Source organism: Bradyrhizobium sp. WU425 (assembly GCF_021052305.1).
GTDB lineage: Bacteria > Pseudomonadota > Alphaproteobacteria > Rhizobiales > Xanthobacteraceae > Bradyrhizobium > Bradyrhizobium canariense_D.
In genome coordinates this window covers 7,250,864-7,275,677 of sequence record NZ_CP088089.1, presented here as the reverse complement: position 1 = coordinate 7,275,677, position 24,814 = coordinate 7,250,864, and the positions used below count along the sequence as shown (strand labels likewise).

Annotated in this window: 18 protein-coding genes; 11 read left to right on the top strand and 7 right to left on the bottom strand. The window is 64.1% G+C overall.

Annotated features, from left to right (window positions below; all coding sequences use genetic code 11):
- The first annotated feature begins 79 nt into the window (after positions 1-79).
- The 4 genes from BcanWU425_RS34720 (at position 80) to BcanWU425_RS34705 (ending at position 5,906) form a co-directional block, all read left to right on the top strand.
- Positions 80-853: an SDR family NAD(P)-dependent oxidoreductase gene (locus tag BcanWU425_RS34720; protein WP_204513266.1), complete on the top strand. Its 774-nt coding sequence runs from the start codon at positions 80-82 to the stop codon at positions 851-853.
- A 368-nt stretch (positions 854-1,221) separates the two neighbouring features.
- A complete protein-coding gene (glpK, locus tag BcanWU425_RS34715) occupies positions 1,222-2,724 on the top strand; it encodes a glycerol kinase GlpK (RefSeq protein WP_204513267.1) in 1,503 nt (500 codons plus the stop codon).
- Between the two features lie 46 nt (positions 2,725-2,770).
- A complete protein-coding gene (locus tag BcanWU425_RS34710; protein WP_204513268.1) occupies positions 2,771-5,218 on the top strand; it encodes a penicillin acylase family protein in 2,448 nt (815 codons plus the stop codon).
- 94 nt (positions 5,219-5,312) lie between these two features.
- Positions 5,313-5,906: a GNAT family N-acetyltransferase gene (locus BcanWU425_RS34705; protein ID WP_018454707.1), complete on the top strand. Its 594-nt coding sequence runs from the start codon at positions 5,313-5,315 to the stop codon at positions 5,904-5,906.
- Between the two features lie 151 nt (positions 5,907-6,057).
- Here the strand turns inward: BcanWU425_RS34705 and BcanWU425_RS34700 are convergent, their stop codons facing one another.
- Positions 6,058-6,636: a hypothetical protein gene (locus BcanWU425_RS34700; protein WP_018454706.1), complete on the bottom strand. Its 579-nt coding sequence runs from the start codon at positions 6,634-6,636 to the stop codon at positions 6,058-6,060.
- Positions 6,637-6,690: 54 nt separating this feature from the next.
- The gene (locus BcanWU425_RS34695; RefSeq protein ID WP_204513269.1) at positions 6,691-7,638 is read right to left on the bottom strand and encodes a threonine/serine dehydratase; all 948 of its coding nucleotides are present in this window, start codon (positions 7,636-7,638) and stop codon (positions 6,691-6,693) included.
- A 157-nt stretch (positions 7,639-7,795) separates the two neighbouring features.
- On the opposite strand from BcanWU425_RS34695, the gene BcanWU425_RS34690 reads away from it, so the two are divergent.
- Positions 7,796-8,425, top strand: a complete 630-nt coding sequence (locus BcanWU425_RS34690; RefSeq protein ID WP_018454705.1) for a glutathione S-transferase family protein — start codon at positions 7,796-7,798, stop codon at positions 8,423-8,425.
- A 6-nt stretch (positions 8,426-8,431) separates the two neighbouring features.
- Here BcanWU425_RS34690 and BcanWU425_RS34685 read toward each other — a convergent pair whose 3' ends face one another.
- The 3 genes from BcanWU425_RS34685 to metF all read right to left on the bottom strand — a co-directional run bounded on the left by BcanWU425_RS34685 (position 8,432) and on the right by metF (position 14,678).
- Positions 8,432-9,439, bottom strand: coding sequence for a DUF3592 domain-containing protein (locus BcanWU425_RS34685; RefSeq protein WP_088930619.1), 1,008 nt, complete (start codon positions 9,437-9,439; stop codon positions 8,432-8,434).
- 448 nt (positions 9,440-9,887) lie between these two features.
- A complete protein-coding gene (gene metH / locus BcanWU425_RS34680) occupies positions 9,888-13,751 on the bottom strand; it encodes a methionine synthase (RefSeq protein ID WP_204513270.1) in 3,864 nt (1,287 codons plus the stop codon).
- A 6-nt stretch (positions 13,752-13,757) separates the two neighbouring features.
- Positions 13,758-14,678 (bottom strand): methylenetetrahydrofolate reductase [NAD(P)H], encoded by a 921-nt coding sequence (gene metF / locus BcanWU425_RS34675; RefSeq protein ID WP_204513271.1) that lies wholly within the window; start codon positions 14,676-14,678, stop codon positions 13,758-13,760.
- A gap of 399 nt (positions 14,679-15,077) precedes the next feature.
- On the opposite strand from metF, the gene BcanWU425_RS34670 reads away from it, so the two are divergent.
- The gene (locus tag BcanWU425_RS34670) at positions 15,078-16,091 is read left to right on the top strand and encodes an LLM class flavin-dependent oxidoreductase (protein WP_085351722.1); all 1,014 of its coding nucleotides are present in this window, start codon (positions 15,078-15,080) and stop codon (positions 16,089-16,091) included.
- A 45-nt stretch (positions 16,092-16,136) separates the two neighbouring features.
- Here the strand turns inward: BcanWU425_RS34670 and BcanWU425_RS34665 are convergent, their stop codons facing one another.
- Together BcanWU425_RS34665 and BcanWU425_RS34660 are read right to left on the bottom strand one after the other, a co-directional pair.
- Entirely contained in the window at positions 16,137-16,982 is an 846-nt protein-coding gene (locus BcanWU425_RS34665; protein WP_018454700.1) for a prephenate dehydratase, read from the bottom strand.
- 21 nt (positions 16,983-17,003) lie between these two features.
- Complete coding sequence (locus tag BcanWU425_RS34660; RefSeq protein WP_204513272.1) at positions 17,004-17,744, bottom strand: 3-deoxy-manno-octulosonate cytidylyltransferase; 741 nt, start codon at positions 17,742-17,744, stop codon at positions 17,004-17,006.
- Between the two features lie 219 nt (positions 17,745-17,963).
- Between BcanWU425_RS34660 and BcanWU425_RS34655 the strand changes: the two genes are divergently transcribed.
- The 5 genes from BcanWU425_RS34655 (at position 17,964) to BcanWU425_RS34635 (ending at position 24,811) form a co-directional block, all read left to right on the top strand.
- Positions 17,964-18,518 (top strand): c-type cytochrome, encoded by a 555-nt coding sequence (locus BcanWU425_RS34655; RefSeq protein ID WP_018454698.1) that lies wholly within the window; start codon positions 17,964-17,966, stop codon positions 18,516-18,518.
- A gap of 209 nt (positions 18,519-18,727) precedes the next feature.
- Positions 18,728-20,629: an extracellular solute-binding protein gene (locus BcanWU425_RS34650; RefSeq protein WP_026232797.1), complete on the top strand. Its 1,902-nt coding sequence runs from the start codon at positions 18,728-18,730 to the stop codon at positions 20,627-20,629.
- A gap of 14 nt (positions 20,630-20,643) precedes the next feature.
- Positions 20,644-22,524, top strand: coding sequence for an extracellular solute-binding protein (locus tag BcanWU425_RS34645; protein ID WP_085361625.1), 1,881 nt, complete (start codon positions 20,644-20,646; stop codon positions 22,522-22,524).
- Complete coding sequence (locus BcanWU425_RS34640) at positions 22,521-23,630, top strand: microcin C ABC transporter permease YejB (RefSeq protein WP_204513273.1); 1,110 nt, start codon at positions 22,521-22,523, stop codon at positions 23,628-23,630. Before BcanWU425_RS34645 ends, BcanWU425_RS34640 begins: the two co-directional genes overlap by 4 nt.
- Complete coding sequence (locus BcanWU425_RS34635) at positions 23,630-24,811, top strand: ABC transporter permease (protein ID WP_018454694.1); 1,182 nt, start codon at positions 23,630-23,632, stop codon at positions 24,809-24,811. Before BcanWU425_RS34640 ends, BcanWU425_RS34635 begins: the two co-directional genes overlap by 1 nt.
- Positions 24,812-24,814: the final 3 nt, after the last annotated feature.

Genomic DNA, 24,814 nt, shown 5'->3' with positions numbered 1-24,814 from the left:
CGCCGTCTCTGGAATACTGGATCGCCCGGGCAAGCCAGGCGATGACGTCTGAATAAGCGGGCTCAACGGAGCAACAACAATGAAGAACACCCCGTTCGATCTCACCGGCAAGGTCGCCGTGGTCACCGGCTCCAGCCGCGGCATCGGCCGCTCCTCCGCCGAGCTGCTCGCAAGGCTCGGCGCCAAAGTGGTGGTCTCCTCGCGCAAGGCCGATGCCTGCAAGGCAGTCGCCGACGGCATCAAGGCGGCCGGCGGCGAGGCCACCGTCATCCCCTGCAACATCGCGCGCAAGCAGGAGGTCGAGGCGCTGATCGCGGGCACGATCAAGCACTACGGCAAGATCGACATCCTCGTCTGCAACGCCGCGGTCAACCCGTATTACGGTCCGCTGCTCGACATCACCGACGAGGCCTTCGACAAGATCATGGGCAGCAACGTCAAGAGCAACATCTGGCTCTCCGCGCTGGCGATCCCGCAGATGGCGGAGCGCGGCAACGGCTCCGTCGTCATCATCTCCTCGATCGGGGGCTTGCGCGGTTCGACCGTGATCGGCGCCTACGGCATCTCGAAAGCCGCCGACTTCGCGCTGTGTCGTTCGCTCGCCGGCGAATGGGGCCCGAAAGGCGTCCGCGTCAACTGCATCGCGCCCGGCCTCGTCAAGACCGACTTCGCCCGCGCGCTGTGGGAAGACGAAGCGAATCTAAAGCGCCGCACCGCCACCACCCCGCTCCGCCGCATCGGCGAACCCGACGAAATCGCAGGCGCAGTGGCCTACCTCGCCTCCGACGCGTCGAGCTTCATGACGGGACAAACGATCGTCATCGACGGCGGCGTGACCACGGCGGCGCCGTAACTTCTGTTCTACTTGCAATTGTACGCCGGGCGCGCTTCACTTTTCCTCCGCTAGAGGGGAGGGTCGCTTCGTGTTGCCCAGAGCGCAACGCGAGGCGGGGTGGGGTGAAGCCGCAAAGGCGGTATCGCTTGCGTCGACGAGACGGCTGCTGCTCAGAATTCGAAGCGCCAACTTCGCGGATAGTCTGTCACCCCGTCCCGGTTCGCGTTCCACTTCGCTGCATGCGAGCCCACCCTGCCCTCCAGGGGGAGGGTGGGAGGACAGCCGTCTTGACCTTCCCGCCCTAATCCGCTCCCTTTGGCGAAACACAATAGCCCCTCACCGGACAACGCCGGGAAAACGCCAAAGAAACCCCAAGGTTTGATTCCATGTCTTTCGTCCTCGCCATCGACCAGGGCACCACCTCCTCGCGCGCGATCGTGTTTCGCGGCGACATTTCCATTGCGGCGAAGGCGCAGGCCGAGTTTCCGCAGCATTTCCCCGCCTCGGGTTGGGTCGAGCACGAGCCCGAGGACATCTGGACCTCGACCGTGACGGTCTGCCGCGACGCGATCGCGCAGGCCGGTATCGGCGCAAAGGACATCGCCGCGATCGGCATCACCAACCAGCGCGAGACCACCGTGGTGTGGGACCGCGCCACCGGGCAGGCCGTGCATCGCGCCATCGTCTGGCAGGACCGCCGCACCGCCGACATCTGCGCGAAACTGAAAGCCGACGGCCGCGAGCCCGTGATCTCGCAGAAGACCGGCCTGATCATCGATCCCTATTTCTCCGGCACCAAGGTCGCCTGGATTCTCGACCACGTCCCCGGCGCACGGGCGCGCGCTGCCCGCGGCGAGCTGATGTTCGGCACCGTCGATTGCTATCTGCTGTGGCGTCTCACCGGCGGCAAGGTCCACGCCACCGACGCCACCAACGCCTCGCGCACGCTGCTGTTCAACATCCACACCGGCCAGTGGGACGACGAACTGCTCGAGATCATCGGCGTGCCGCGCTCGATGCTGCCCGAGGTGAAGGATTCCTCCGCCCGTTTCGGCGAGAGCACGCCGGATTTGTTCGGCGGCGCCATTGCGATCTGCGGCATCGCCGGCGACCAGCAGGCCGCGACCATCGGCCAGGCCTGCTTCCGTCCGGGGATGATGAAATCGACTTACGGCACCGGCTGCTTCGCCCTGCTCAACACCGGCACCACGCCCGTGGCCTCGAAGAACAAGCTGCTCACCACCATCGCCTACCAGCTCGGGGGCAAGCGCACCTATGCGCTCGAAGGCTCGATCTTCGTCGCAGGTTCGGCAGTGCAGTGGCTGCGCGACGGCCTCGGCATCATCAAGCATGCCGCCGAGACCGGACCTCTCGCCGATCAGTCGGACTCCATGCAGAGCGTCTATCTGGTCCCGGCCTTCGTCGGCATGGGCGCGCCGTACTGGAATCCGCGCGTGCGCGGCGCCCTGTTCGGCCTCACCCGCAACACCGGCCCGGCCGAGCTTGCCCACGCCGCCCTGGAAAGCGTCTGCTACCAGACTTTTGATCTCTGGGCCGCAATGCGCGCCGACTGGCCGAGCTCGGAAACTGCAAGCGTCGTGCTCCGCGTCGACGGCGGCATGACCGCATCCGACTGGACCATGCAGCGCCTCGCCGATCTGCTCGACGCGCCCGTCGACCGCCCCGTGATCCAGGAGACGACGGCGCTTGGCGCCGCCTATCTCGCGGGCCTCCAGGCCGGCGTCTATCCCGAACCGACCAAATTCGCCGACAACTGGCGCCTGGAGCACCGCTTCAAGCCGAACATGAGCCAGGCGACGCGCGAGCGGAAGCTGGCGGGATGGGCGAGGGCGGTCAAGGGCGTGCTCGCGAGCGACGAGGGCGAATAACGGGCGCGCACGACGCGCCCAACAACAACAAACGGGAGAAACGACAATGAACACGGATTTCAACCGGGTCGTCCAAAAGCTCTGCGGCGCCGCGATCTGCGCCGCGCTGCTCACCTCGACTTCCCTCGCGCGTGAGAAGCCGGACCCGCTCGGAAGCGCGCGTCAGGTCAAGACCGACGTCGCCGGTCTCAATGCTCCCGCGCAGATTCTGGTCGATGTCTGGGGCATCCCGCACATCTATGCAGACAATGAGCACGACCTGTTTTTCCTGCAGGGCTTCAACGCCGCGCGCGACCGGCTCTGGCAGATCGATCTCTGGCGCAAGCGCGGACTTGGTCTGCTGGCTAAGGATTTCGGCCCGGCCTATGCCGAACAGGACAAGGCGCTGCGGCTCTTTCTCTATCGCGGCGATATGAATGCGGAATGGGCGGCTTACGGCCCCAAGGGGAGGACCTATGCGGAGGCATTCGTCGCCGGGGTCAACGCCTATGTCGCCGATGTGCGCGCGGGCAAGCGCCCGCTGCCGATCGAATTCAGGATCGCCGGTACCAGGCCGGATCCGTGGACGGCGGACGACATCGTCCGCATCCGCAGCCACGGCCTGACGCGCAATGTCGCCTCCGAGGTCAAGCGCTCGTTGGTCGCCTGTGCGGCCGGCCTCGATGCCGATCGGTTTCGCGTCAAGCTCGAGCCGGCCTGGACGACGAAAATTCCCGATGGTCTCGATCCCTGCAGCGTGCCGAAGGCGGTGCTGGCGCCTTACGATCTGGCAACGCGTCCGGTCGCCTTTGCCGCGCCGAAAGATCGCCAGGCCGCACTCGCGCACGATCCCGACAAGTACCTCACCGAGGCCGACCAGCAACGCGACACCATCGGCTCCAACAATTGGGTGATCGCGGCGTCGCGGACCGCGACGGGACGGCCGATCCTCGCCAACGATCCGCATCGCGAGCACAGCGTGCCGTCGCTGCGCTACATCGTCGGCCTCAATGCGCCCGGCCTCTCCGTGATCGGCGCGGGCGAGCCGGCGCTGCCCGGCATCTCGATCGGCCACAACGGCACCATCGCCTTCGGTCTCACCATCTTCAACGTCGACCAGGAAGACCTCTACGTCTACGAGCTCAATCCGCAGAATCCCAACCAGTACCGCTATGGCAGCGGCTGGGAGGACATGCGCATCGTGCACGAGAAGGAGCCGGTGAAAGGCGAAGCCGATCGCGACCTCGAGCTGAAATTCACCCGGCATGGTCCGGTGATCTATGTCGACGACGCCAACAAGCGCGCCTTCGCCGTCCGCTCGATCTGGTTCGAGCCCGGCACCTCGGCCTATTTCGGCTCCTCCGACTACATGACCGCGAAGGATTGGAACGGATTCCTCGGCGCCATGCGGCGCTGGGGCGCGCCGTCGGAGAATCAGGTCTATGCGGACACCAAGGGCAATATTGGCTGGGTTGCCGCCGGCAAGACGCCGCGGCGCGCCAACTATGATGGCCTGATGCCGGTGCCCGGCGACGGCCGCTACGAATGGCAGGGTTTTCTCTCGCTCGACGAACTGCCCAAGGCCTATCAGCCCAAGCAGGGCTTTCTCGCCACCGCCAACCAGATGAACCTGCCGGCGGATTATCCCGTCAGCGAGCGCAAGGTCGGCTTCGAATGGGCGGACAGTGCGCGCTGGCAGCGCATCACCGAGGTCCTGAAGGCCAACAGCAAGGTGACGCTGGCCGATGCCATGGATCTGCAGAACGACGACACCACGATGCTGGGCCGGCGGCTGGTCAAGCTGTTGCAGCCGCTCACTTCGGACGATGCCAACGTGAAGAAGGGCCTCGAACTGCTCAAGCCTTGGGACGCCCGTGATGCCGCCGACAATGCCGCTGCTGCGGTGTTCGAGGTCTGGATCTCCAATCATCTTGGACCGGTACTGCTGAAGACCACGGCGCCCAAGGCTGCCGACCTGATCGCGCCGGAGGCGTCCAGCATTTCGGCGCTTGTCGCCTTTCTGGAATCTCCGGACGCGTCGTTTGGCTCCGATCCCGCCACCGCGCGCGACCAGATCCTGCGCGACAGCCTCGGCGCCGCGGTGGCCGATGTCACAGCCAAGCTCGGGGCCGATTCCTCAACCTGGCGCTGGGGCCGCCTGCACGTCGCAAAATTCGACCATGCTCTGATGCCGCTGGCCGACAAGGCGACGGCCGCTCAGCTCTCGGTCGGTCCGCTGGCCTACGGCGGCGCCGCCAACGTGCCGCGCGCGGCCACCTATCGCCGCACCGATTATCAGCTGTTCGCTGGCGCATCGTTCCGCATGGTGCTCGACGTCGGCAATTGGGATGCGAGCCGCACCATCAACACACCGGGCCAGTCGGGCGATCCCTTCAGCGGCCATTATCGCGACCTCGCGCCGCTCTGGGCGACCGGCCAGTATGTGCCGCTGCTCTACAGCCGCGCCGCGGTCGAGGCTGCAACGGCGGAGGCGATCACGCTGACGCCGCGGTGAATGAGGCGTATCCAGAAATCCCGCCGTCGTCCAGGCTTTCGCCAGGACGACCCGGAATGTGTTGCCGGCGTTCAGCTTCTAAGGGACGCATCCCATGATCCTCCCCGACGGCTATTCCGACATTCCCGCCAGCAAGATCGCTGCCGTCGTCACGCATCTCGAGATGACAGCGCGTCCGCCGCTGCGTGACAATCCTCTTGGCGCATGGACCCTGCGCAAGGTCGATACTCCCGCGCTTCATTGGTATCGCGACCTCCATCGCCGCGTCGGCGAGGAGTGGCTGTGGTTTTCGCGGGCGCGCATGAACGACGGCGAGCTCGCCGCAATCATCCATGCACCGGGCGTCGAGGTATATGCGCTTGTCGTGGACGGCCACGATGAGGGCCTGCTGGAGCTGGACTTTCGCGAGGCCGGCCAATGCGAGCTGGTGTATTTCGGTGTCACCGCAAAACTGATCGGCAGCGGTGCCGCCCGCTTTATGATGAACCGCGCGCTTGAGCTCGCATGGTCACGCGACCTGTCCCGCGTCTGGGTGCACACCTGCACGTTCGACCATCCGTCCGCCGTCGCATTCTACCAGCGCTCCGGCTTCCGTCCGTTCCGCCGCCAGATCGAGATCGCCGACGACCCGCGGCTCGATGGCACGGCGCCGCGGTCCGCGGCAAAGCATGTGCCGATCATCGAATAGGTAGCAGCTGCCTCTCCGCCGTCATTGCGAGGAGCCCTTGCGACGAAGCAATCCAGTCTGGTTCCGTGGGAGATACTGGTTGCTTCGCTGCGCTCGCAATGACGGAGTGTGGCGCTGTCGTCGCGTTTCATTGGGGCTACGCGTGGCGGGATCACCGGATCACGCCAACACTCGGTTCCGGAAGATCATAGGGAGCGAGACGCCGTAATCGCTCGGTCAATGGCTGCACGGGCGGAGCATACAGCTCTCCGTAGCTGGAGAGCAGTGGGAGGCTAGGCTCCCAACGATGGATGACGAACACCACGCGATACTGTTTCGCCGCGGGCAGTCTTTGCTTGTAGTCGGTCTCGATCACCGTCTCGCCATCCGCGGTCAGGAACGTTTCGTTCCACGCCATCTCTGCGTGGCCTTCCGGGTTGGACGGATCGATTTGGGTAAAATCATGAGGATTGAACCGCGCGTCCGGATTCGCCACGAGCACCTCGAGAATTACAGCGTCATCCATGTAACCTCGTAGATTGTCTTCCAATTTCCGCCGGTCCTCACCAGTCAGAGGCACTATTTCATCGCCCCTGCCGGCTTTCCGCAGCAGAGCGTTCACCTCTTCGCTGAAATTGGGGGGATCGTGTGAGTCGATCAATTCCCGGATGAAACGGGCATAGGCAGCATTATCAGCGCTGAAGGAGTAGGCGCCTAGGAGAGTGAGTGAGGGAGGCTGGTCAGCAGTCAAATCGCTCTGCTCCGTGCGGCGATGAGTCCGCGATACCCGATCATGCGAAGCTCGCTAGCTGTTGAAATTCACCGCCGTGGTGTTTGCACCGCAAAGCAGCACCGCGACCCGCTCGCCGGGTGAGGGGCGATAGCGACCGGAGAGCAAGGCGGCAAATGCGGCGGCGCCGCCGGGCTCGGCCACCAGGCGCAGGCTCGACCACAAGGCCGACTGCGCCTGCTTGATCGCGTCGTCGGCGACCAGGACGACCCGCTCGACATGGGCCCGCGCAATCGGAAACATCAATTGTCCGACACGTCGCGGGGCGAGACTATCGGCGGCGATGCCGCCCGCCGGCGCATCGATCGGCGCGCCTGCCGCGAAGGCGGCGTGAAGCGTCGGCGATTGCTCGGGCTCGACCGCCACGATGCGCGTCCTGCCGGCGCTCCAGGCTGCCATGCCACCGATCAGGCCGCCGCCGCCGACTGCAACCAGCACCGTGTCAATGCCCGGTGCATCCTGCTCCAGCTCCATTCCGACACTGCCCTGACCGAGCAAGGTCTCGACCTGGTCGTAGGCATGCACCGCCATGGCGCCGGTCTGCGCGACATGGGTTTCGCTTGCGGCGAGCGCGTCGGCATAGCGGCTGCCCGCAATCACGAGTTTCGCGCCATAGCCTCTGATACGCTCGGCTTTGGCCGGCGAGGTGATGTCGGGCACGAAAATCGTGGCCGGGATGCCGAGCCGCTGCGCCGCATACGCCACCGCCGCGCCGTGATTGCCGCCCGATGCGGCGACGACACCGGCTTCCGGCAGCCGGCGCAACAGCAGATTGGCGAAGGCACCCCGCGCCTTGAACGATCCGGAATGCTGCAGCATCTCGAGCTTGAACGTGACGGGAGAAGCCGGCAGGCCAAAATCGGCGAGATCGGCCTCAACGAGCGGCGTGCGCCGTATGTGCGGACGGATGACGGCCTCGGTCGCCGCGATCCGCTCCCGATTGATGTCCATTGTTGCTGTCATGATGCCGTCCTTGATAACGCATCCGGCAGCCGCTGTCGCGGCGCCGTTGCATGCAGCGCAATGCTCCACTTCCATGATTTTGCTTGCGCCACTGCGGCCTTGCCGTGGAAACTGATCGGCCCTGCCTCGTCCAAAAGCCAGAGAAGAGCGCAAAACCATGTTCCTGATCGGCCAATATGATTCCCCCTTCGTCCGCCGCGTCGCGATTGCGCTGCGGCTTTACGGCCTCGCCTTCGAGCACAGGCCGTGGTCGACCTTCGGCGACGCCGACAAGATCGCGCCCTATAATCCGCTGCGCCGCGTGCCGACGCTGGTGCTCGACAACGGCGAGGCGCTGATCGAGAGCACGTTCATCCTCGATTATCTCGACGAGCTCGCCGGGCCGGAGAAGGCGATGCTGCCGCGCTCCGGCGCCGAGCGCCGGCATCACTTGCGCATCTGCGCGCTCGCGTCCGGCCTCGGCGACAAGGCCGTGAGCCTGCTCTACGAACGCGTGCTGCGGAAGGAGCAGCTTACGCTATGGGTCGAGCGCTGCCAGGCGCAGATCGCGGACGTGCTGAAAGCGCTGGAGGCCGAGCGCGCCAAGGTGACCACGCCGTACTGGCTGGGCGAGCGCATCGGCCACGCCGATATTGTGGTCGCCTGCGTCGTCCGCTTCACCCGCGAGGCCCATCCGCAGTTGTTCGAGCCATCGCGCTATCCGGCGCTGTCGGCGCATGCCGACGCGTGCGAGGCGCTGGCGCCGTTCAAGGAGATTGTGCAGCCCCTGGCACCGCCGAAGGGGTGATCGCCGCTATGCGAACCCGACCTTGATCAGGATCGTCAGGAAGAGGCCGCCGACAACCGCGCAGACCGCGGCACCGATCAGCGGCCCCAGCGCGCCTCCCCGGCTTGCAGGCTCCAGCACGGCTTGTCCGGGCTGGTCCGGATCGTAATAGACCTGGACGCTCTTCCCAGGCCGATATTTCGCCGCGGCCTCTTCGGCGACCTCGCGCAGGCCGGAGATCATGGTGCCGTTCCAATCGACTTCGGTGCCGATGAAGTCGCGCTTGCCGACCCTGTAGGCGTAGCGCAGGTCGATCTGATAGCGGTGGACGAGCTTTGAAGTCGTCGGTCGATTGTCGTGCTCGGTCTTCTCTTCGATGATTTCCTCGATCACGTCGCAATGGGTGACCCTGCCCGACGCGGTCGGCCAGCGCAGGCTGGCGCTCGCCAGCCGGCGCGTCCGGACATAATCGGCGGCGAGGAACACCCCGCCCACGAGCACGATGATCGGCACCGCGAACGCGAACAGCGGGACGCCCTTGTCGGCGTAGAGCACGTGGCCCGCGAACGAATGCGCGGTCAGGGTGGCGGCGATGACGCCGAACACCATTGTGAACGCCACCAGGGCCGCGACGTTCTGCGCGGCGGCAGGCTCCAGCAGCGCCTCTGTCGGTTGCTTCGGATCGACATGGACCTCGACATGGGCGCCGACCGGATAGCGTCCGGTCAGTTTTGCGGCCAGGACCCTCGTCGTGATGACGGTGCCGCCGACAAAGATCTTGTCGCCTTCCAGCTCCTGGCCGCCGGCCTGATATCGATAGCGGATGATGGGCTTGGCGTCGTTCCGATCGTCCGAGGAATGCGCCGTCGGCTGGTCGACCCGGGAGACCGTGATGATGCCCTCCACCTTGTCCCAGCTCCGCGCCGCCACCATCCGGCCCCGCATGCGGATCAGATTGAACAGCGTCAATCCAAACAGCAGCACGGCGATGCCGGCGGCAATCTGTGTCCACATCAATTGTTGGGCGTTCAGCATCCGATTCCCCTGCGCTTCGGCGACGACCGCCATTGGTCGCGGCAAACGCGCTTTGCGTTCGATGCTGTGCGTTGCCCCAGCACATGCCAGGCATTGCTTCACCAATGTCGTCCTGGCGAAAGCCACGACCCATTGCCCCAGCGGGTCATTTGGCGAAGATTGGTCGTTCGGTATTGCCTGCGATGGCCACCAATGGATCACCCGGTATGGATGGCTTTCGCCAGGACGACAGCGAACGTGTGGCACGCGCCGTGATGGCGACTGGCGAGGGAGTATTAAACGGGCACGGTCGGCGATGATGGAATGTTACAGGTGTTTTGCCCGACGCCGCAAGCAATTTCGGTAATATCGAAAAATTATTCGGTGACACCGCAAAAATTATCGAGCTTTTTCAACCCCATGCCTACTGTGCATGGGGTTGATTTCTCGTTTTCTGTTTGGAGGGCGCCTAACCCGCGCCCGCGCGCTTCTTCTGCCAGACCAGGTGCACCGCGCAGGTGCAGCCCGGCGGATGCGACGCAAGCTCCTTCGACGTCTCGTCGTTCGCCGGCGTTGCCGTGAACGCCGCCTTGTCGCTCCCACCCTCTCGCGTCGGGATGTAGTTCAGAATCGGCGCGAGCCAGCGCTCGGTCTCGGCGACGCTCATGCCCTTGCGCGCAGCATAATCCTCGACCTGATCGCGCTCGATCTTGCCGACTCCGAAATAATAGCTCTCTGGATTGGCGAGATAGAGCCCCGACACGGAGGAGCCCGGCCACATCGCATAGCTCTCGGTCAGCTTCACGCCGGCGGTGTTCTCGGCATCGAGCAGCTCGAACAGCGTGGCCTTCTCGGTGTGATCGGGTTGCGCGGGATAGCCGGGGGCGGGACGGATGCCCTGATACTTTTCGAGGATCAACTCGTCGGGGGAGAGCGTCTCGTCCGGCGCATAGGCCCAGAATTCGCGGCGGACGCGGGCATGCATGCGCTCGGCGAAGGCTTCGGCCAGGCGGTCGGCCAGCGCCTTGCACAGGATCGAGGAATAGTCGTCATTGGCCATCTTGAAACGGTCAGCGACCACATCCTCGCCGATGCCGGCGGTGACGACGAAGCCGCCGACATAGTCGGGCACGCCGGTTGTGGCGGGCGCGACGAAGTCGGACAGCGCGGCGTTGAAACGGCCCTCGCGCTTCTCGAGCTGCTGGCGCAGCGTGTGCAGCGTCGCGATCGTCCTGGTCCGGCTCTCGTCGGCATAGAGCACGATGTCGTCGCCCTGCGCATTGGCCGGCCAGAAGCCGACGGTGGCGCGCGCGCGGAACCATTTCTCCTTGACGATCAGGTCGAGCATCTTGCGCGCGTCGCCGTAGAGCGAGCGCGCAACTTCGCCGACCTTGGCGTCGTCGAGGATGGCGGGGAAGCGTCCGGCGAGCTCCCAGGTCTGGAAGAACGGGGTCCAGTCGATATAGGGCACCAGCTCGGCGAGATCGTAGTCGTCAAAGCTTCGGGTGCCGAGGAAGGTCGGCTTCACCGGCTTGTTCGCGGTGAAGTCGACCGGCACGCGGTTGGCGCGGGCGGTCGCCAGCTTCAGCCGCTTCTTGTCGGCCTGGGCGCGCATATGGGCGTCCGAGATCTTTGCGTATTCGGCGCGCACCTCCGCGGCATAGGCCTCGCGCCTCTCGGGCGACAGCAGCGCCGACGCAACACCGACGGCGCGGCTGGCGTCGTTGACATGCACCACGGGGCCTGCGCGATAGCTCGGGTCGATCTTCACCGCCGTATGCACGCGGCTCGTGGTGGCGCCGCCGATCAAGAGCGGCAGCTTGAGGCCTTCGCGCTGCAATTCTGCGGCGAAGAACGCCATCTCGTCGAGCGAGGGTGTGATCAGGCCGGACAGCCCGACGATGTCGGCCTTCTCCGCCTTCACCGTATCGACGATCTTGGCCGCGGGCACCATCACGCCGAGGTCGATGACCTCGTAATTGTTGCACTGGAGCACGATGCCAACGATGTTCTTGCCGATGTCGTGGACGTCGCCCTTGACGGTCGCGAGCACGATCTTGCCGGCGGACGAGGAGCCTTCCGTGCCGATGCCGTTGGCGAGATTGCGCGCCTTCTCCTCCTCCATGAACGGCATCAGCCAGGCGACAGCCTGCTTCATCACGCGGGCCGACTTCACCACCTGCGGCAGGAACATCTTGCCGTCGCCGAAGAGATCGCCGACCACGTTCATGCCGGCCATCAGCGGTCCCTCGATCACGTCGAGTGGCCGCGTCGAGGCCTTGCGGGCCTCTTCGGTATCCTGCTCGATGAATTCGGTGATGCCGTGCACCAGCGAATGTGACAGCCGCTTCGCCACCGGCCATTCGCGCCAGGCGAGATCGGCTTCCTTGGTCTGAGTCTTGTTGCCGCGGAATCTTTCCGCAAGCGCCAGCAGACGCTCGGACGCACCGGGGTCGCGGTTGAGGATGACGTCCTCGCACACCTGGCGCAATTCGGGATCGATATCGTCATAGACGATCATCTGCCCGGCATTGACGATGCCCATGTCCATGCCGGCCTTGATGGCGTGATACAGGAACACCGAGTGCATGGCCTCGCGCACCGGCTCGTTGCCGCGGAACGAGAACGACAAATTGGACACACCACCAGAAATGTGCGCGCCCGGCAGATTCTTGCGGATCCAGCGCGTCGCCTCGATGAAGTCGACGCCGTAATTGTTGTGCTCCTCGATGCCGGTTGCGATCGCGAAAATATTGGGATCGAAGATGATGTCTTCCGGCGGGAAGCCGACGCGGTTCACCAGGATGTCGTAGGCGCGCTTGCAGATCTCGGTCTTGCGGGCGAACGTGTCGGCCTGGCCGACCTCGTCGAACGCCATCACCACGACGGCCGCGCCGTGACGGCGGGCGATCTTGGCCTCGTGAATGAATTTGTCCTCGCCTTCCTTCATCGAGATCGAGTTGACGACCGGCTTGCCCTGCACGCATTTCAGGCCGGCCTCGATCACGGAGAATTTCGAGCTGTCGACCATTACGGGGACGCGGGCAATGTCGGGCTCGGCGGCGACAAGGTTGAGGAAGGTCACCATCGCGGCTTCCGAGTCCAGAAGACCCTCGTCCATGTTGACGTCGATGATCTGCGCGCCGTTCTCGACCTGGTCGCGCGCGACCTGCAGCGCGGCGGTGTAGTCGCCGGCGGTGACCAGCTTGCGGAAGCGGGCGGAGCCGGTGACGTTGGTGCGCTCGCCGACGTTCACGAAGGGAATGGCGTCGGTCAGGATGAACGGCTCGAGGCCGGAGAGCCGCAAGCGAGGTTCGATCTCCGGCACGATGCGCGGCTTGTGCGGCGCGACCGCAGCCGCAATCGCCGCGATATGGTCCGGCGTGGTGCCGCAGCAACCGCCGACGATGTTGACGAGGCCATCGCGCGCGAACTCGCCGACCAGGCGGGCCATGTATTCCGGGGTCTCGTCATACTGGCCGAACTCGTTGGGCAGGCCGGCATTGGGATAGGCGCAAACAAGCGTGTCGGCGACGCGGCCGATATCGGCGATATGCGCGCGCAGATCTTCCGCGCCGAGCGCGCAGTTGAAGCCGATGGTGACGGGCTTGGCGTGCTGGACCGAATGCCAGAACGCTTCCGGCAACTGGCCGGACAGCAGGCGGCCGGACTTGTCGGTGATGGTGCCCGACACCATCACGGGCATGTCGATGCCACGTTCTTCCGTGATCTCGGCGATCGCGTACAGCGCCGCCTTGGCGTTCAGCGTGTCGAAGATGGTCTCGACCAGCAGCAGATCGACGCCGCCGTCGAGCATGCCGTTGATCTGCTCGCCATAGGATTTGCGCAGGTCGTCGAACGTGACGGCGCGGTAGCCGGGATTGGACACGTCGGGCGAGATCGAGGCGGTGCGGTTGGTCGGTCCGATGGCGCCGGCGACGAAGCGCGGCTTGCCGTCCTCGGCCTCGACGCGGCGTGCGGCGTTGCCGGCGAGGCGGGCGCCTTCTCGCGCCATCTCGTAGACGATGTCGGCGAGATCGTAATCGGCCTGGGCAATCGAGGTCGTGGAGAAGGTGTTGGTCGCGACGATGTCGGCGCCGGCGCGCAAGTAAGCGGCGTGGATGTCCTCGATCGCCTGCGGTTGGGTCAGGATCAAGAGGTCGTTGTTGCCGCGCAAATCGCGATGGAAGTTCTTGAATCGCTCGCCGCGGAAGGCGGCCTCGTCGAACTGGAGATTCTGGATCATCGTGCCCATGGCGCCGTCGAGCACGAGAATGCGCTCGCGCGCGGCGTTGAGCAGGGCGGTTCGCTTGGGAGAGGTGGATACGGTCATGGTGTCTTAAGCCGCCTTCTGCGCGCTCTTGGCGCGGATGCCGAGCAAATGGCTGATCGCGAACACGAGATCGGCGCGGTTCATGGTGTAGAAATGGAAGGTGTCGACGCCGTGCTTGGCCAGCTTCTGCACCTGGCCGGCCGCGACGGTCGCCGCCACCAGCTTGCGGGTCTCGGCGTCTTCGTCGAGACCCTCGAATTTCGCGGCGAACCAGTCCGGCACGGAGGTGCCGGCGCGGGTGACGAAATTGCGAGCCTGCTTGAAATTATGCATGGGCATGATGCCCGGCACGATCGGGATGTTGATCCCGCGCGCGCGCACGCGGTCGAGATAGCGGAAATAGAGGTCGTTATCGAAGAACACCTGCGTGATCGCGCGGGTCGCACCTGCATCGACCTTGGCCTGCAGCGTGTCGATGTCATCGTCGAAGTCGCGCGCCTCGGGATGCTTCTCAGGGTACGCCGAGACCGACACCTCGATATCGCCGTGCCGCTTCTTGATGCCGGCGACGAGGTCGGCGGAGCTCTGGTAGCCATCGGGATGGCTAGAATAGGCCGTGCCAATGCCGCCCGGGGGATCGCCGCGCAGGCCGACGATGTGGCGGACGCCGACCTCGTGATAGCGGTCGACGATCTCGTCGATCTCCCCGCGGGAGGCGCCGACGCAGGTCAGATGCGCGGCCGGCAGCAGCGCGGTTTCTTTCAGGATGCGCGAGATGGTCGCGTGGGTCCGCTCACGGGTCGAGCCGCCGGCGCCATAGGTCACCGAGACGAATTTCGGGTCGAGCGGGGCCAGCCGGTTGATGGTGTCCCAGAGATTGCGCTCCATATCTTCGGTCTTGGGCGGAAAGAACTCGAAGGAAATCGCAGGCCGCTTCAGGTACCCGTCTTGCCCGCCGGTGTGGGCAGGCATTGTCGCGTCAGTCATGGGCACCACTCACTCTCCAAGGGCGCGCCGGGTCGTTGGCGGCCGGCGGTCAGGTCTAGATTGCGAAAGGCCAAGATAAGCCAAAGCGGCCGCATCCGACAGCCCATCGGTAATGGGAAGTGGCCCACTTTGGCGGTGTTGGCATAAAATATTCGGTGATTTAGAATCGAAGTGGGAAGCTCGGTTTGGTATAAAAAGATAAATATACCAGCCAAGTAGGGAGAACTTGCGGATTAACTGGCGCAACATATTGAGTGGGCAATATGAAAGTCATGTTGCCAGATTGATCATTGTCCCAACGCCGCGGCGCGGGTCCGGAGCGCGCGGGCCCTGGCCTGCACGTCAGATCTGCGCGCCCTCCCATTGCCGCCGCGCTGCCCTCCACTACGTTAGCGCGCCATGATCCCGCTCTCAGTCCTCGACCTCTCCGTCGTCACCACCGGCACAAAGCCCGCCGCGGCGCTGCGCAACAGCATCGACCTGGCGCGCCATGTCGATGGGCTCGGCTATGTCCGCTATTGGCTCGCCGAGCATCACAACCTCGCCTCCGTCGCGAGCCCGGCGCCCGACGTGATGATCGGGCAGATCGCGGCGGTGACCAAGCACATCCGCGTCGGCTCCGGTGGCGTGATGCTGCCCAATCACGCGCCGCTGGTCGTGGCCGAGCGCTTCAAGATGCTGGAGGCGCTGTTTCCGGGCCGCATCGATCTCGGCCTCGGCCGCGCCCCTGGCACCGACGGCGCCACGGCCTATGCGCTGCGCAGCCGGCTCGACCGTCGCGAAGGCGACGATTTCCTCGAGCGGCTGCACGAATTGATCCTGTGGCAGACCCGGGAATTCCCCTCGGGCCATCCCTATCACAACGTCGTTGCGATGCCCGACGATACGCCGTTGCCGCCGATCTGGCTGCTCGGCTCCAGCGATTATTCGTCGGAGCTCGCCGCGCAAATCGGCATGGGGTTCGCATTCGCCCATCATTTTGCGTCCCACGATGCGATCGATGCGATGGTGCATTATCGCAATCGTTTTCAGCCCTCGGCCTGGAGTGCGAGCCCGCGCGCGATCCTCGCGGTCGCCGTCATTGCGGCCGACACGGATGACGAAGCCGAAAAGCTCGCCGCGTCTTTCGACCTCAACCGCCTGCGCCGGGACCGCGGCCAGTATCTTCCGTTGCCGAGCGTCGAAGAGGCGCTGGCCTATCCCTATACCGACTCGGAGCGCGCCTCGATGCGGCGCAACCGTTCCCGTCTGTTCGTCGGCAGCCGGGCAACCGTGCAGAAGACGCTGCAGCCGTTGATCGATGCGAGCAAGCCGGACGAGTTGATGGTGATTACCGCCGTGTACGATCACGGGGCACGAAAGAAATCATATTCGCTGCTGGCGGAGGCGTTCGGGCTTAAGGCGGTCGGATAAGGCTCTGGTGCTCCGGCTCGCGCTTCGCGCGTCCGGGACACGAATCTATTCCATCGTCGCGCGGAACGGGTGCCCCGGATACACGCCAACGATGCGGAATTCGCGTGAGAAGAATTTCAGCTCCTCGATCGCGAAAGCGAGGCCCTTGTCCGCGGGGTGGCCGTCGACGTCGGCATAAAACTGCGTGGCGAAGAAATTGCCGTCGACCATATAGCTCTCGAGCTTGGTCATGTTGACGCCGTTGGTGGCAAAGCCACCGAGCGCCTTGTAGAGCGCGGCGGGCAAATTGCGCACCCGGAACACAAAAGTCGTGACCAACGGACCGGAGCCCTGTGCGGCCCATTTCGGTTCGCGCGCGAGCACCACGAAGCGCGTGGTGTTGTGGGCCTCGTCCTCGATGTCCTCCGCGAGGATGTCGAGGCCGTAGATCTGCGCGGCGAGGCGCGAGGCGATCGCGGCGACGGACTTGTCGTTACGCTCGGAAATGTCGCGGGCGCTGCCGGCGGTGTCGGCGTGCACGATTGGCTTGATGCCAAGCTTGCGAATGATGCGCCGGCATTGGCCGAGCGCGTGCACGTGGCTCTCGACGCTCTTGATGTCCTCGAGCCTGGTCCCCTTCACCGCCATCAGCTGATGCCGGACCGGCAGAAACCATTCGCCGATGATGAAGAGGCCGGAGGCCGGCAGCAAATGATGGATGTCGGCGACGCGGCCTGCGACCGAATTCTCGATCGGAATCATGCCGAGATCGGCTTCGCCCGACGAGATCGCCGACAAGGCGTCCTCGAAGGTGGCGCAGGGCATCGGCTCGGCGTCGGGATAGGCCTCGACGATGGCGATGTGCGAATTGGCCCCAGGCTCGCCCTGGAATGCGATTTTCAGCTTGCTCATGCTCGGCCTTGTAACAGCGGCTCAGGATTTGGAAAGGATGCTGCGGGCGGTTTCCAGGTCCGCCGGCGTGTCGACCCCGCGGGGCACGGTATCGACAATGGTGAAGTCGATGCGCATTCCGGCCTCGAGCGCCCGGAGCTGCTCGAGCTTCTCCTGCAATTCCAGCGGCGACGGCGGAAGCCGGACGTAGCGCTCCAGCGCGGCACGGCGATAGGCATAGAGACCGATATGGTGGTAGCGCGGTCCGTCGCCGGTCGGCGCGGTTGCGCGGGTGAAATAAAGTGCGCGCATGCGTCTGCCGCCGAGCAAGGTTCCGATCGCCTTCACGACGCTCGGCGCGAGGTCCTCCTCCTCGGTGTGGATCTGCGACGCCAGCGTTGCGATATCCACGGCGGGGTCTTGCAGCGGCGGCAACACCTCGCGGATGTTGTCGATCGTGATGGTCGGGAAATCGCCCTGCAGATTGACCACGATCTCGGCTTTGCCGTCCGGATCGAGCTTCTGCATGGCCTCGTGGATGCGGTCGGAGCCGGACGGATGCTCCGGGCGGGTCATCACGGCCTCGCCACCATGGGCGGTCACGACGGATGCGATCTCCGCGGTGTCGGTTGCGACCGCGACCCGGCCTATCCCGGCCGCTTCGGCACGGCGCATCACGTGCACGATCATCGGCTGCCCCGCGATATCGGCTAGCGGCTTGCCGGGCAGGCGGGTGGCGGCCATGCGGGCCGGAATCAGCACCAGGATGCGGGGATCGATCATCGGTTCAAGGGCCTGGAAACGGGGCGTTTTCCGCGCCGGGAAATGGGGTGGGGACGGGGGTGAAGCCCGCTCGCTTATACGGGTTGCCAGACCCCGGGCAAACCGATATCTCAATGGCAAAACTCGGGGAAACAGTAAGGAACGTTGATTCCCCGAGGCTCGTCCTGGCGGCCGCACTGGGCCGCTCGATCCTTCTTGCGGTGTGGGGCCTGGCCGGAAATGGACTCTTTCGAACTGAACAAGATTCTCGGTGCCGTGCTCGGCACCTGTCTCCTTCTGCTGGTGACGAGCTTCACCGCCAGTGCGCTGTTCTCGCCCAAGATGCCGGAGAAGCCGGGCTTCGAGATCGCCGTGAAGGAAGACGCCGGCCATGGCAAGGAAGGCGGCGCTGCCGCCGCGGCTGCCGAGCCGATCGAAAAGCTGCTCCAGACCGCCTCGGTCGAGAAGGGCGCCGCCGCTGCCAAGAAGTGCGGCGCTTGCCACACCTTCGAGAAGGGCGGCCCGAACCGTGTCGGTCCGAACCTCTATGGCGTCGTCGGCGACCATGTTGGCGAGGGCCGCGGCGGCTTCAACTTCTCGGCCGCGATGAAGGCCAAGGGCGGCACCTGGGACTTCGATGCGCTCAACAAGTTCATCGCGAATCCCAAGGCAGCTGTCCCGGGCACCGCGATGGGCTTTGCTGGCATCCCGAAGGATAGCGAGCGTGCCGACGTGATCGCTTACCTGAACAGTCTCTCCGACAGCCCGAAGCCGCTGCCGACCGCGGCGAAGTAAGGCCTATCGACTTCGATCTTAGTACGCGGCCAGGCTGAAAAGCCTGGCCGTTTGCTTATCCGGGCCTCGCGGCGTTGTTATCGGGGCGTTTGGCCGCAGCGATCGGCCAGCTGGCCCTCCAAGATGAGGAAAAAGCAACATATTCCGTCGAAACCTCGCCTATATTGGGAACTTAAAGGAGTAGCCTCCTTCAAGACAGGAATGTTGATTTGGCCCTTACCCGACGCGATCTCCTGCTCACCGGCACTGCTGCCGCAACGCTCCCCGCCCTTGGTTCCGTAGGGGGCCTTTCCGGCGTCGGCGTGGCACACGCGCAATCCGCCAACGAGCCCACCTGGCGGCACGCGCTGTCGCTGTTCGGACAGATCAAATACCCGGCGGATTTCAAGCGCTTCGACTACGTCAATCCGGAAGCGCCCAAGGGCGGCGTCGCGCGCCAGATCGCCGTCGGCACATTCGACAATTTCAACATCGTCGTCTCCGGTGTGAAGGGGCAAGTCGCCGGTGCCGTGGCGTTCATCTACGAATCCCTCACGACGGCCTCGCTTGACGAAGTCTCGACCGAGTACGGCGCGCTGGCCGAGGCCGTCAGCCATCCGGATGATTTCTCCTTCGTGACTTACCGCTTGCGGCCGCAAGCCAAATGGCACGACGGCAAGCCGGTAACCGCGGATGACGTGATCTTCTCGCTCGATTCCTTCAAGAAGCACCACCCGCAGTACTCGGCCTATTACAGCCATGTGACGAAAGCCGAGAAGGTCGGCGAGCGCGAGGTAAAATTCGTGTTCGACGCGCCGGGCAACCGCGAACTGCCGCAGATCGTCGGGCAGCTCACGGTCCTGCCGAAGCATTGGTGGGAGGGCACGGATGCGCAGGGCCGCAAGCGCGATGTCTCCGCCACCACGCTTGAAGTGCCTCTAGGTTCCGGCCCCTATCGGGTCAAGGAATTCGTTGCCGGGCGGTCGATCGCGCTGGAGCGCGTCAAGGATTACTGGGGGCGCGACCTCGCCGCCAATGTGGGCCGCAATAATTTCGACGAGCTGCGCTATGAGTATTTCCGCGACGCCACCGTGGCGATTGAGGCATTCAAGGCCGATCAGGTCGATTGGCGCACCGAGAACAGCGCGAAGAACTGGGCGACAGCCTACGATTTCCCGGCCGTCACCGAAAAACGCGTGATCCTCGAGGAGTTCGCCAATCGCAGCTCGGGCGTCATGCAGGCCTTCGTGCCGAACCTGCGCCGCGCCAAGTTTAAGGATCCGCGCGTGCGACGCGCGCTCAATTACGCGTTCGACTTTGAGGAGATGAACAAGCAGATCTTCTACGGCCAGTACAAGCGCATCAGCAGTTATTTCGACGGCATCGATGAGCTGATGGCGACCGGGTTGCCGCAGGGCAAGGAGCTCGAGATCCTCGAGACAGTCCGCGCCGAGGTCCCGCCCGAAGTCTTCACCACGGCCTACACGAACCCGGTCGGCGGCAGTCCGGAAGCCGTTCGCGACAATCTGCGCGAGGCGCTGCGCCTGTTCAAGGAAGCTGGCTACGAGGTGCGCGAGCGCAAGCTGATCGACGTCAAGACCGGCGCCCAGTTCTCCCTTGAATTGCTGAACTCGGATCCAAGCTTCGAGCGGATCACGCTGTTCTACAAGCCGTCGCTGGAACGGCTCGGCATTGCTGTCAGCGTGCGGACGGTGGATCCCACTCAGTACGAGAACAGGACGCGCGAGTGGGATTTCGACATCGTCACTAACTCCTGGGGCGAGTCGCAGTCGCCGGGTAACGAGCAGCGCGAATTCTGGTCCTCGAAGACGGCTGACATCGCCGGTTCACGCAACATCACCGGCATCAAGAATCCGGCGGTCGACAAGCTGATCGAGCGGGTGATCTACGCCAAGGGTCGCGACGATCTCGTCGCGGCAACCAAGGCACTCGACCGCGTGCTGCTGTGGAATCACTACGTCGTACCGCAGTGGACTTATACGAAGGTGCGCACCGCGCGCTGGGATCGGTTCGGCCGGCCGGCGGAATTACCCAAATACGGTCAGTCCGGCTTCCCGTTCATTTGGTGGTACGACGCGGACAAGGCGGCGCGGATCGCAAAGAAGTCGTGAAGGGCATTTCTCGCATGGCGCAGCTTTCACGCCGGCATGTGCTGGCCTTGGGTGCCGGTGGCGCGTTCAGCGCCGCCTGGCTCCGGGGCGCGACAGCGTCCGAGATGCCTGCAGAGGCCCACGGCATGTCGGCCTTCGGCGACCTCAAATATCCCGCCGACTTCCATCACTTCGACTACGTCAATGTCGACGCGCCGAAGGGCGGCACCTTCTCGCTTATCCCGTCGGTGCGCGCGTACAACCAGTCCTACCAGACCTTCAACTCGCTCAATGCCTTCATCCTCAAAGGCGATGGCGCGCAGGGCATGGACATGACTTTTGCGCCGCTGATGGTGCGAGCCAATGACGAACCGGACGGGATGTACGGGCTTGCCGCCAGGTCTGTAAATATATCGGCAGACAGGCTGGTCTATCGCTTCACCATGCGGCCAGAGGCGAAATTCCATGACGGCACCAAGCTTACCGCTCACGACGCGGCGTTTTCGCTGACGTCGCTGAAGGCCAAGGGGCATCCGCTGATCATCGTGCAGATGCGCGACATGGTCAGCGCGGAAGCCGTTGACGATGCGACGCTGGTCGTCACCTTTGCCAAGGGACGCGCGCGTGACGTGCCGCTCTATGTGGCGAGTCTGCCGATCTTCTCGAAAGCATATTATGCCTCTCGCGCTTTCGACGAAACATCGCTCGATATCCCGTTGGGCTCGGGCCCGTACAAGGTCGGCAAGTTCGAGGTCAACCGCTACATCGAATACGAACGCGTCAAGGATTGGTGGGCTGCCGACCTGCCCCCCTGTCGTGGCAGCTACAATTTCGACGTCGTGCGCTACGAATTCTACCGCGACCGCGATGTCGCTTTTGAAGGTTTCACCGGCAAGAACTATCTCTACCGCGAAGAGTTCACCGCTCGTATCTGGGCGACCCGCTATGACTTCCCCGCGGTCAAGGAGGGTCGCGTCAAGATGGAGGTCGTGCCCGACGACACGCCGTCCGGCGCGCAAGGATGGTTCATCAACACGCGGCGCGAAAAATTCAGGGATCCTCGCGTGCGTGAGGCACTGATCGACGCCTTCGACTTCGAGTGGACCAACAAGACCATCATGTACGGTGCTTATGCCCGCACGGTATCGCCATTTCAGAACTCGGACCTCATGGCGAGCGATGGGCCTCCGCCGCCGGAAGAGCTGAAGCTGCTGGAGCCGTTTCGCGGCCAGGTTCCGGACGAGGTGTTCGCCGCACCGTTCACGCCGCCCGTCTCCGACGGCTCCGGGCAGGATCGCAGCCTGTTGCGCAGGGCGCAGCGATTGCTGAGCGAGGCCGGCCTGCCGATCAAGGACGGCAAGAGGATGCTGCCGAACGGCGAGATCTTCAGGATCGAATTTCTGTTGGACGAGCCTTCGTTCCAGCCGCACCATGGGCCCTACATCAAGAATCTCGCGACGCTTGGCATCGAAGCGAGCGTGCGCCTCGTCGACGCCGTGCAATACAAGGTACGCCAGGAAGATTTCGACTTCGATATGACGACCCAGCGCTTCAGCATGTCGGCAACGCCGGGCGACGCCATGCGCTCGTTCTTCTCGTCGCAGGTCGCGGCAACGAAGGGCTCGTACAATCTTGCGGGCGTCGCCAATCCGGCCATCGATGCCATGATCGAGAAGATCATGGCGGCCGACAGCCGCGAGGAATTGACCGTCGCCTGCCGCGCCTTCGATCGCCTGTTCCGCGCCGGCCGTTATTGGGTGCCGCACTGGTTCAACAAGACGCACCGGCTTGCTTATTGGGACCAATTCGGTCATCCGCAGAAGCCGCCGCGTTATGCCAACGGCGTCGGCGCTCCCGACATCTGGTGGTACGATGGCGGCAAGGCCGCCAGGCTCGAGCAGGCGAAGCAGCCATGAGCGCCTACATCGCCCGCCGCATCCTGCTGATGATCCCGACCTTGCTCGGGATCCTCTTCGTCTCCTTCATCGTCGTGCAGTTCGCGCCGGGCGGCCCGGTCGAGCGCGTGATCGCGCAGCTCTCGGGCGCGGACACCGGCGGGACCTCGCGCATTTCGGGCGGCGGCGACTTTGCGCAGCGCGCCCCGGGGCAGTTGGGGGCCGGCGGCGACGCCATCAACTCGAAGTATCGCGGCGCGCAAGGCCTCGATCCCGATTTCATCAAGAAGCTGGAAGTGCAGTTCGGCTTCGACAAGCCGGCGCCGGAGCGCTTCGCGCTGATGGTCTGGAATTTCGCCCGCTTCGATTTCGGCAAGAGCTATTTTCGCGACGTCAGCGTCCTGCAGCTCGTCAAGGAGAAGTTGCCGGTCTCGATCTCGCTCGGCATCTGGCTGACGCTGCTGACCTACCTGATCTCGATTCCGCTCGGCATCCGTAAGGCGGTCAGGGACGGGACGCGCTTCGACACCTGGACGTCGAGCGTGCTCGTACTTGGCTACGCGATTCCCGGCTTTCTATTCGCGATCCTCCTGATCATCCTGTTTGCCGGCGGTTCGTTCTTCAACTGGTTCCCGCTGCGCGGACTGACGTCAGACGGCTGGTCGCAGTTTCCGTGGTATTGGAAGATCATCGATTACTTCTGGCATTTGACGCTGCCGCTGATCGCTATGGGGCTCGGTGCGTTCACCACCATGACGTTCCTGACCAAGAACTCGTTTCTGGACGAGATCCGCAAACAATACGTGATGACCGCGCGCGCGAAGGGCTGCAGCGAGAATCGGGTGCTTTACCGTCACGTCTTTCGCAACGCGATGCTGATCGTCATCGCCGGCTTTCCCTCGACCTTCATTCACGCCTTCTTCTCGGGCTCGCTTCTGATCGAGACCATCTTCTCGCTGGACGGACTGGGACTGCTCAGTTTCGAGAGCGTTCTCAACCGCGATTACCCCGTGGTGTTCGGCACGCTCTTCATCTTTTCGCTCGTCGGCCTCGTGATCAACCTGATCTCTGACCTGACCTATATGTGGATCGATCCGCGAATCGATTTCGAGGCGCGGGAGGTCTGATGACGCTGGCCGCCCCCACCACGCCGATCGAAACCACTGCGAAGTCACCGCTCGGCAGTGCCGTGCCGATCACGCGCAAACCGTTCGTGCCGTCGCCGCTCAACAGGCGCCGCTGGCAGAATTTCAAGGCGAACCGGCGCGGCTATTGGTCGTTCTGGATCTTCCTGATCCTATTTGTGGTGTCGCTGTTCGCCGAGCTGATCGCCAATGATCGGCCGTTCCTGATCAAATATGACGGCCACCTTTATTGGCCGTCCGTCGTCACCTATTCGGAAACCACTTTCGGCGGCGACTTCGAAACCGCGGCCGACTATCGCGATCCCTATTTGCAGAAGCTGATCAGGGACAAGGGCGGCAGCATCGTCTGGCCGCTGATCCGCTATTCCTACGACACCCACAATCTCGATCTGCCGACGCCGGCGCCGTCGCGGCCGACCTGGATGTTGACGGAAGCGCAGTGCAAGCCCGTCGTCGAGAAGAAAGGCCTCAAGAGCTGCCGCGATCTCGAATACAACTGGCTCGGCACCGACGATCAGGGCCGCGACGTGGTGGCGCGGCTGATCTACGGCTTCCGCATCTCAGTGCTGTTCGGCCTCTGCCTGACCATCGTCTCCTCCATCGTCGGCATCGCGGCCGGCGCGGTGCAGGGCTATTTCGGCGGCTGGATCGACCTGTTGTTCCAGCGTTTCATCGAGATATGGACTGCGATCCCTTCGCTCTATCTGCTGCTGATCTTGTCGTCGGTGCTGGTGCCCGGCTTCTTCGTGCTTCTCGGCATCCTGTTGTTATTTTCCTGGGTGTCGCTGGTCGGACTCGTGCGCGCGGAATTCCTGCGCGGGCGCAATTTCGAGTATATCCAGGCGGCGCGGGCGCTCGGCGTGTCGAACAAGGTCATCATGTTCCGGCATCTGTTGCCGAACGCGATGGTCGCGACCATGACGTTCCTGCCGTTCATCGTGTCGAGTTCGGTGATGACGCTGACGGCGCTCGATTTCCTGGGGTTCGGACTGCCGCCCGGCTCGCCGTCGCTCGGCGAGTTGCTGTCGCAGGGCAAGTCCAACGTGCAGGCGCCGTGGCTCGGTTTTTCCGGCTTCTTCTCGGTCGCGATCATGCTGTCGCTTTTGATCTTCATCGGCGAGGCCGTGCGCGACGCATTCGATCCGCGCAAGACGTTCAGGTAAGCC

Excerpts from the sequence above, each read along its gene's own strand:
- BcanWU425_RS34720 (WP_204513266.1), top strand. The coding sequence starts at position 80 with ATGAAGAACACCCCGTTCGATCTCACCGGCAAGGTCGCCGTGGTCACC.
- glpK (WP_204513267.1), top strand. The coding sequence starts at position 1,222 with ATGTCTTTCGTCCTCGCCATCGACCAGGGCACCACCTCCTCGCGCGCG.
- BcanWU425_RS34710 (WP_204513268.1), top strand. The coding sequence starts at position 2,771 with ATGAACACGGATTTCAACCGGGTCGTCCAAAAGCTCTGCGGCGCCGCG.
- BcanWU425_RS34705 (WP_018454707.1), top strand. The coding sequence starts at position 5,313 with ATGATCCTCCCCGACGGCTATTCCGACATTCCCGCCAGCAAGATCGCT.
- BcanWU425_RS34695 (WP_204513269.1), bottom strand. The coding sequence starts at position 7,638 with ATGACAGCAACAATGGACATCAATCGGGAGCGGATCGCGGCGACCGAG.
- BcanWU425_RS34690 (WP_018454705.1), top strand. The coding sequence starts at position 7,796 with ATGTTCCTGATCGGCCAATATGATTCCCCCTTCGTCCGCCGCGTCGCG.
- BcanWU425_RS34685 (WP_088930619.1), bottom strand. The coding sequence starts at position 9,439 with ATGCTGAACGCCCAACAATTGATGTGGACACAGATTGCCGCCGGCATC.
- metH (WP_204513270.1), bottom strand. The coding sequence starts at position 13,751 with ATGACCGTATCCACCTCTCCCAAGCGAACCGCCCTGCTCAACGCCGCG.
- metF (WP_204513271.1), bottom strand. The coding sequence starts at position 14,678 with ATGACTGACGCGACAATGCCTGCCCACACCGGCGGGCAAGACGGGTAC.
- BcanWU425_RS34670 (WP_085351722.1), top strand. The coding sequence starts at position 15,078 with ATGATCCCGCTCTCAGTCCTCGACCTCTCCGTCGTCACCACCGGCACA.
- BcanWU425_RS34665 (WP_018454700.1), bottom strand. The coding sequence starts at position 16,982 with ATGAGCAAGCTGAAAATCGCATTCCAGGGCGAGCCTGGGGCCAATTCG.
- BcanWU425_RS34660 (WP_204513272.1), bottom strand. The coding sequence starts at position 17,744 with ATGATCGATCCCCGCATCCTGGTGCTGATTCCGGCCCGCATGGCCGCC.
- BcanWU425_RS34655 (WP_018454698.1), top strand. The coding sequence starts at position 17,964 with ATGGACTCTTTCGAACTGAACAAGATTCTCGGTGCCGTGCTCGGCACC.
- BcanWU425_RS34645 (WP_085361625.1), top strand. The coding sequence starts at position 20,644 with ATGGCGCAGCTTTCACGCCGGCATGTGCTGGCCTTGGGTGCCGGTGGC.
- BcanWU425_RS34640 (WP_204513273.1), top strand. The coding sequence starts at position 22,521 with ATGAGCGCCTACATCGCCCGCCGCATCCTGCTGATGATCCCGACCTTG.
- BcanWU425_RS34635 (WP_018454694.1), top strand. The coding sequence starts at position 23,630 with ATGACGCTGGCCGCCCCCACCACGCCGATCGAAACCACTGCGAAGTCA.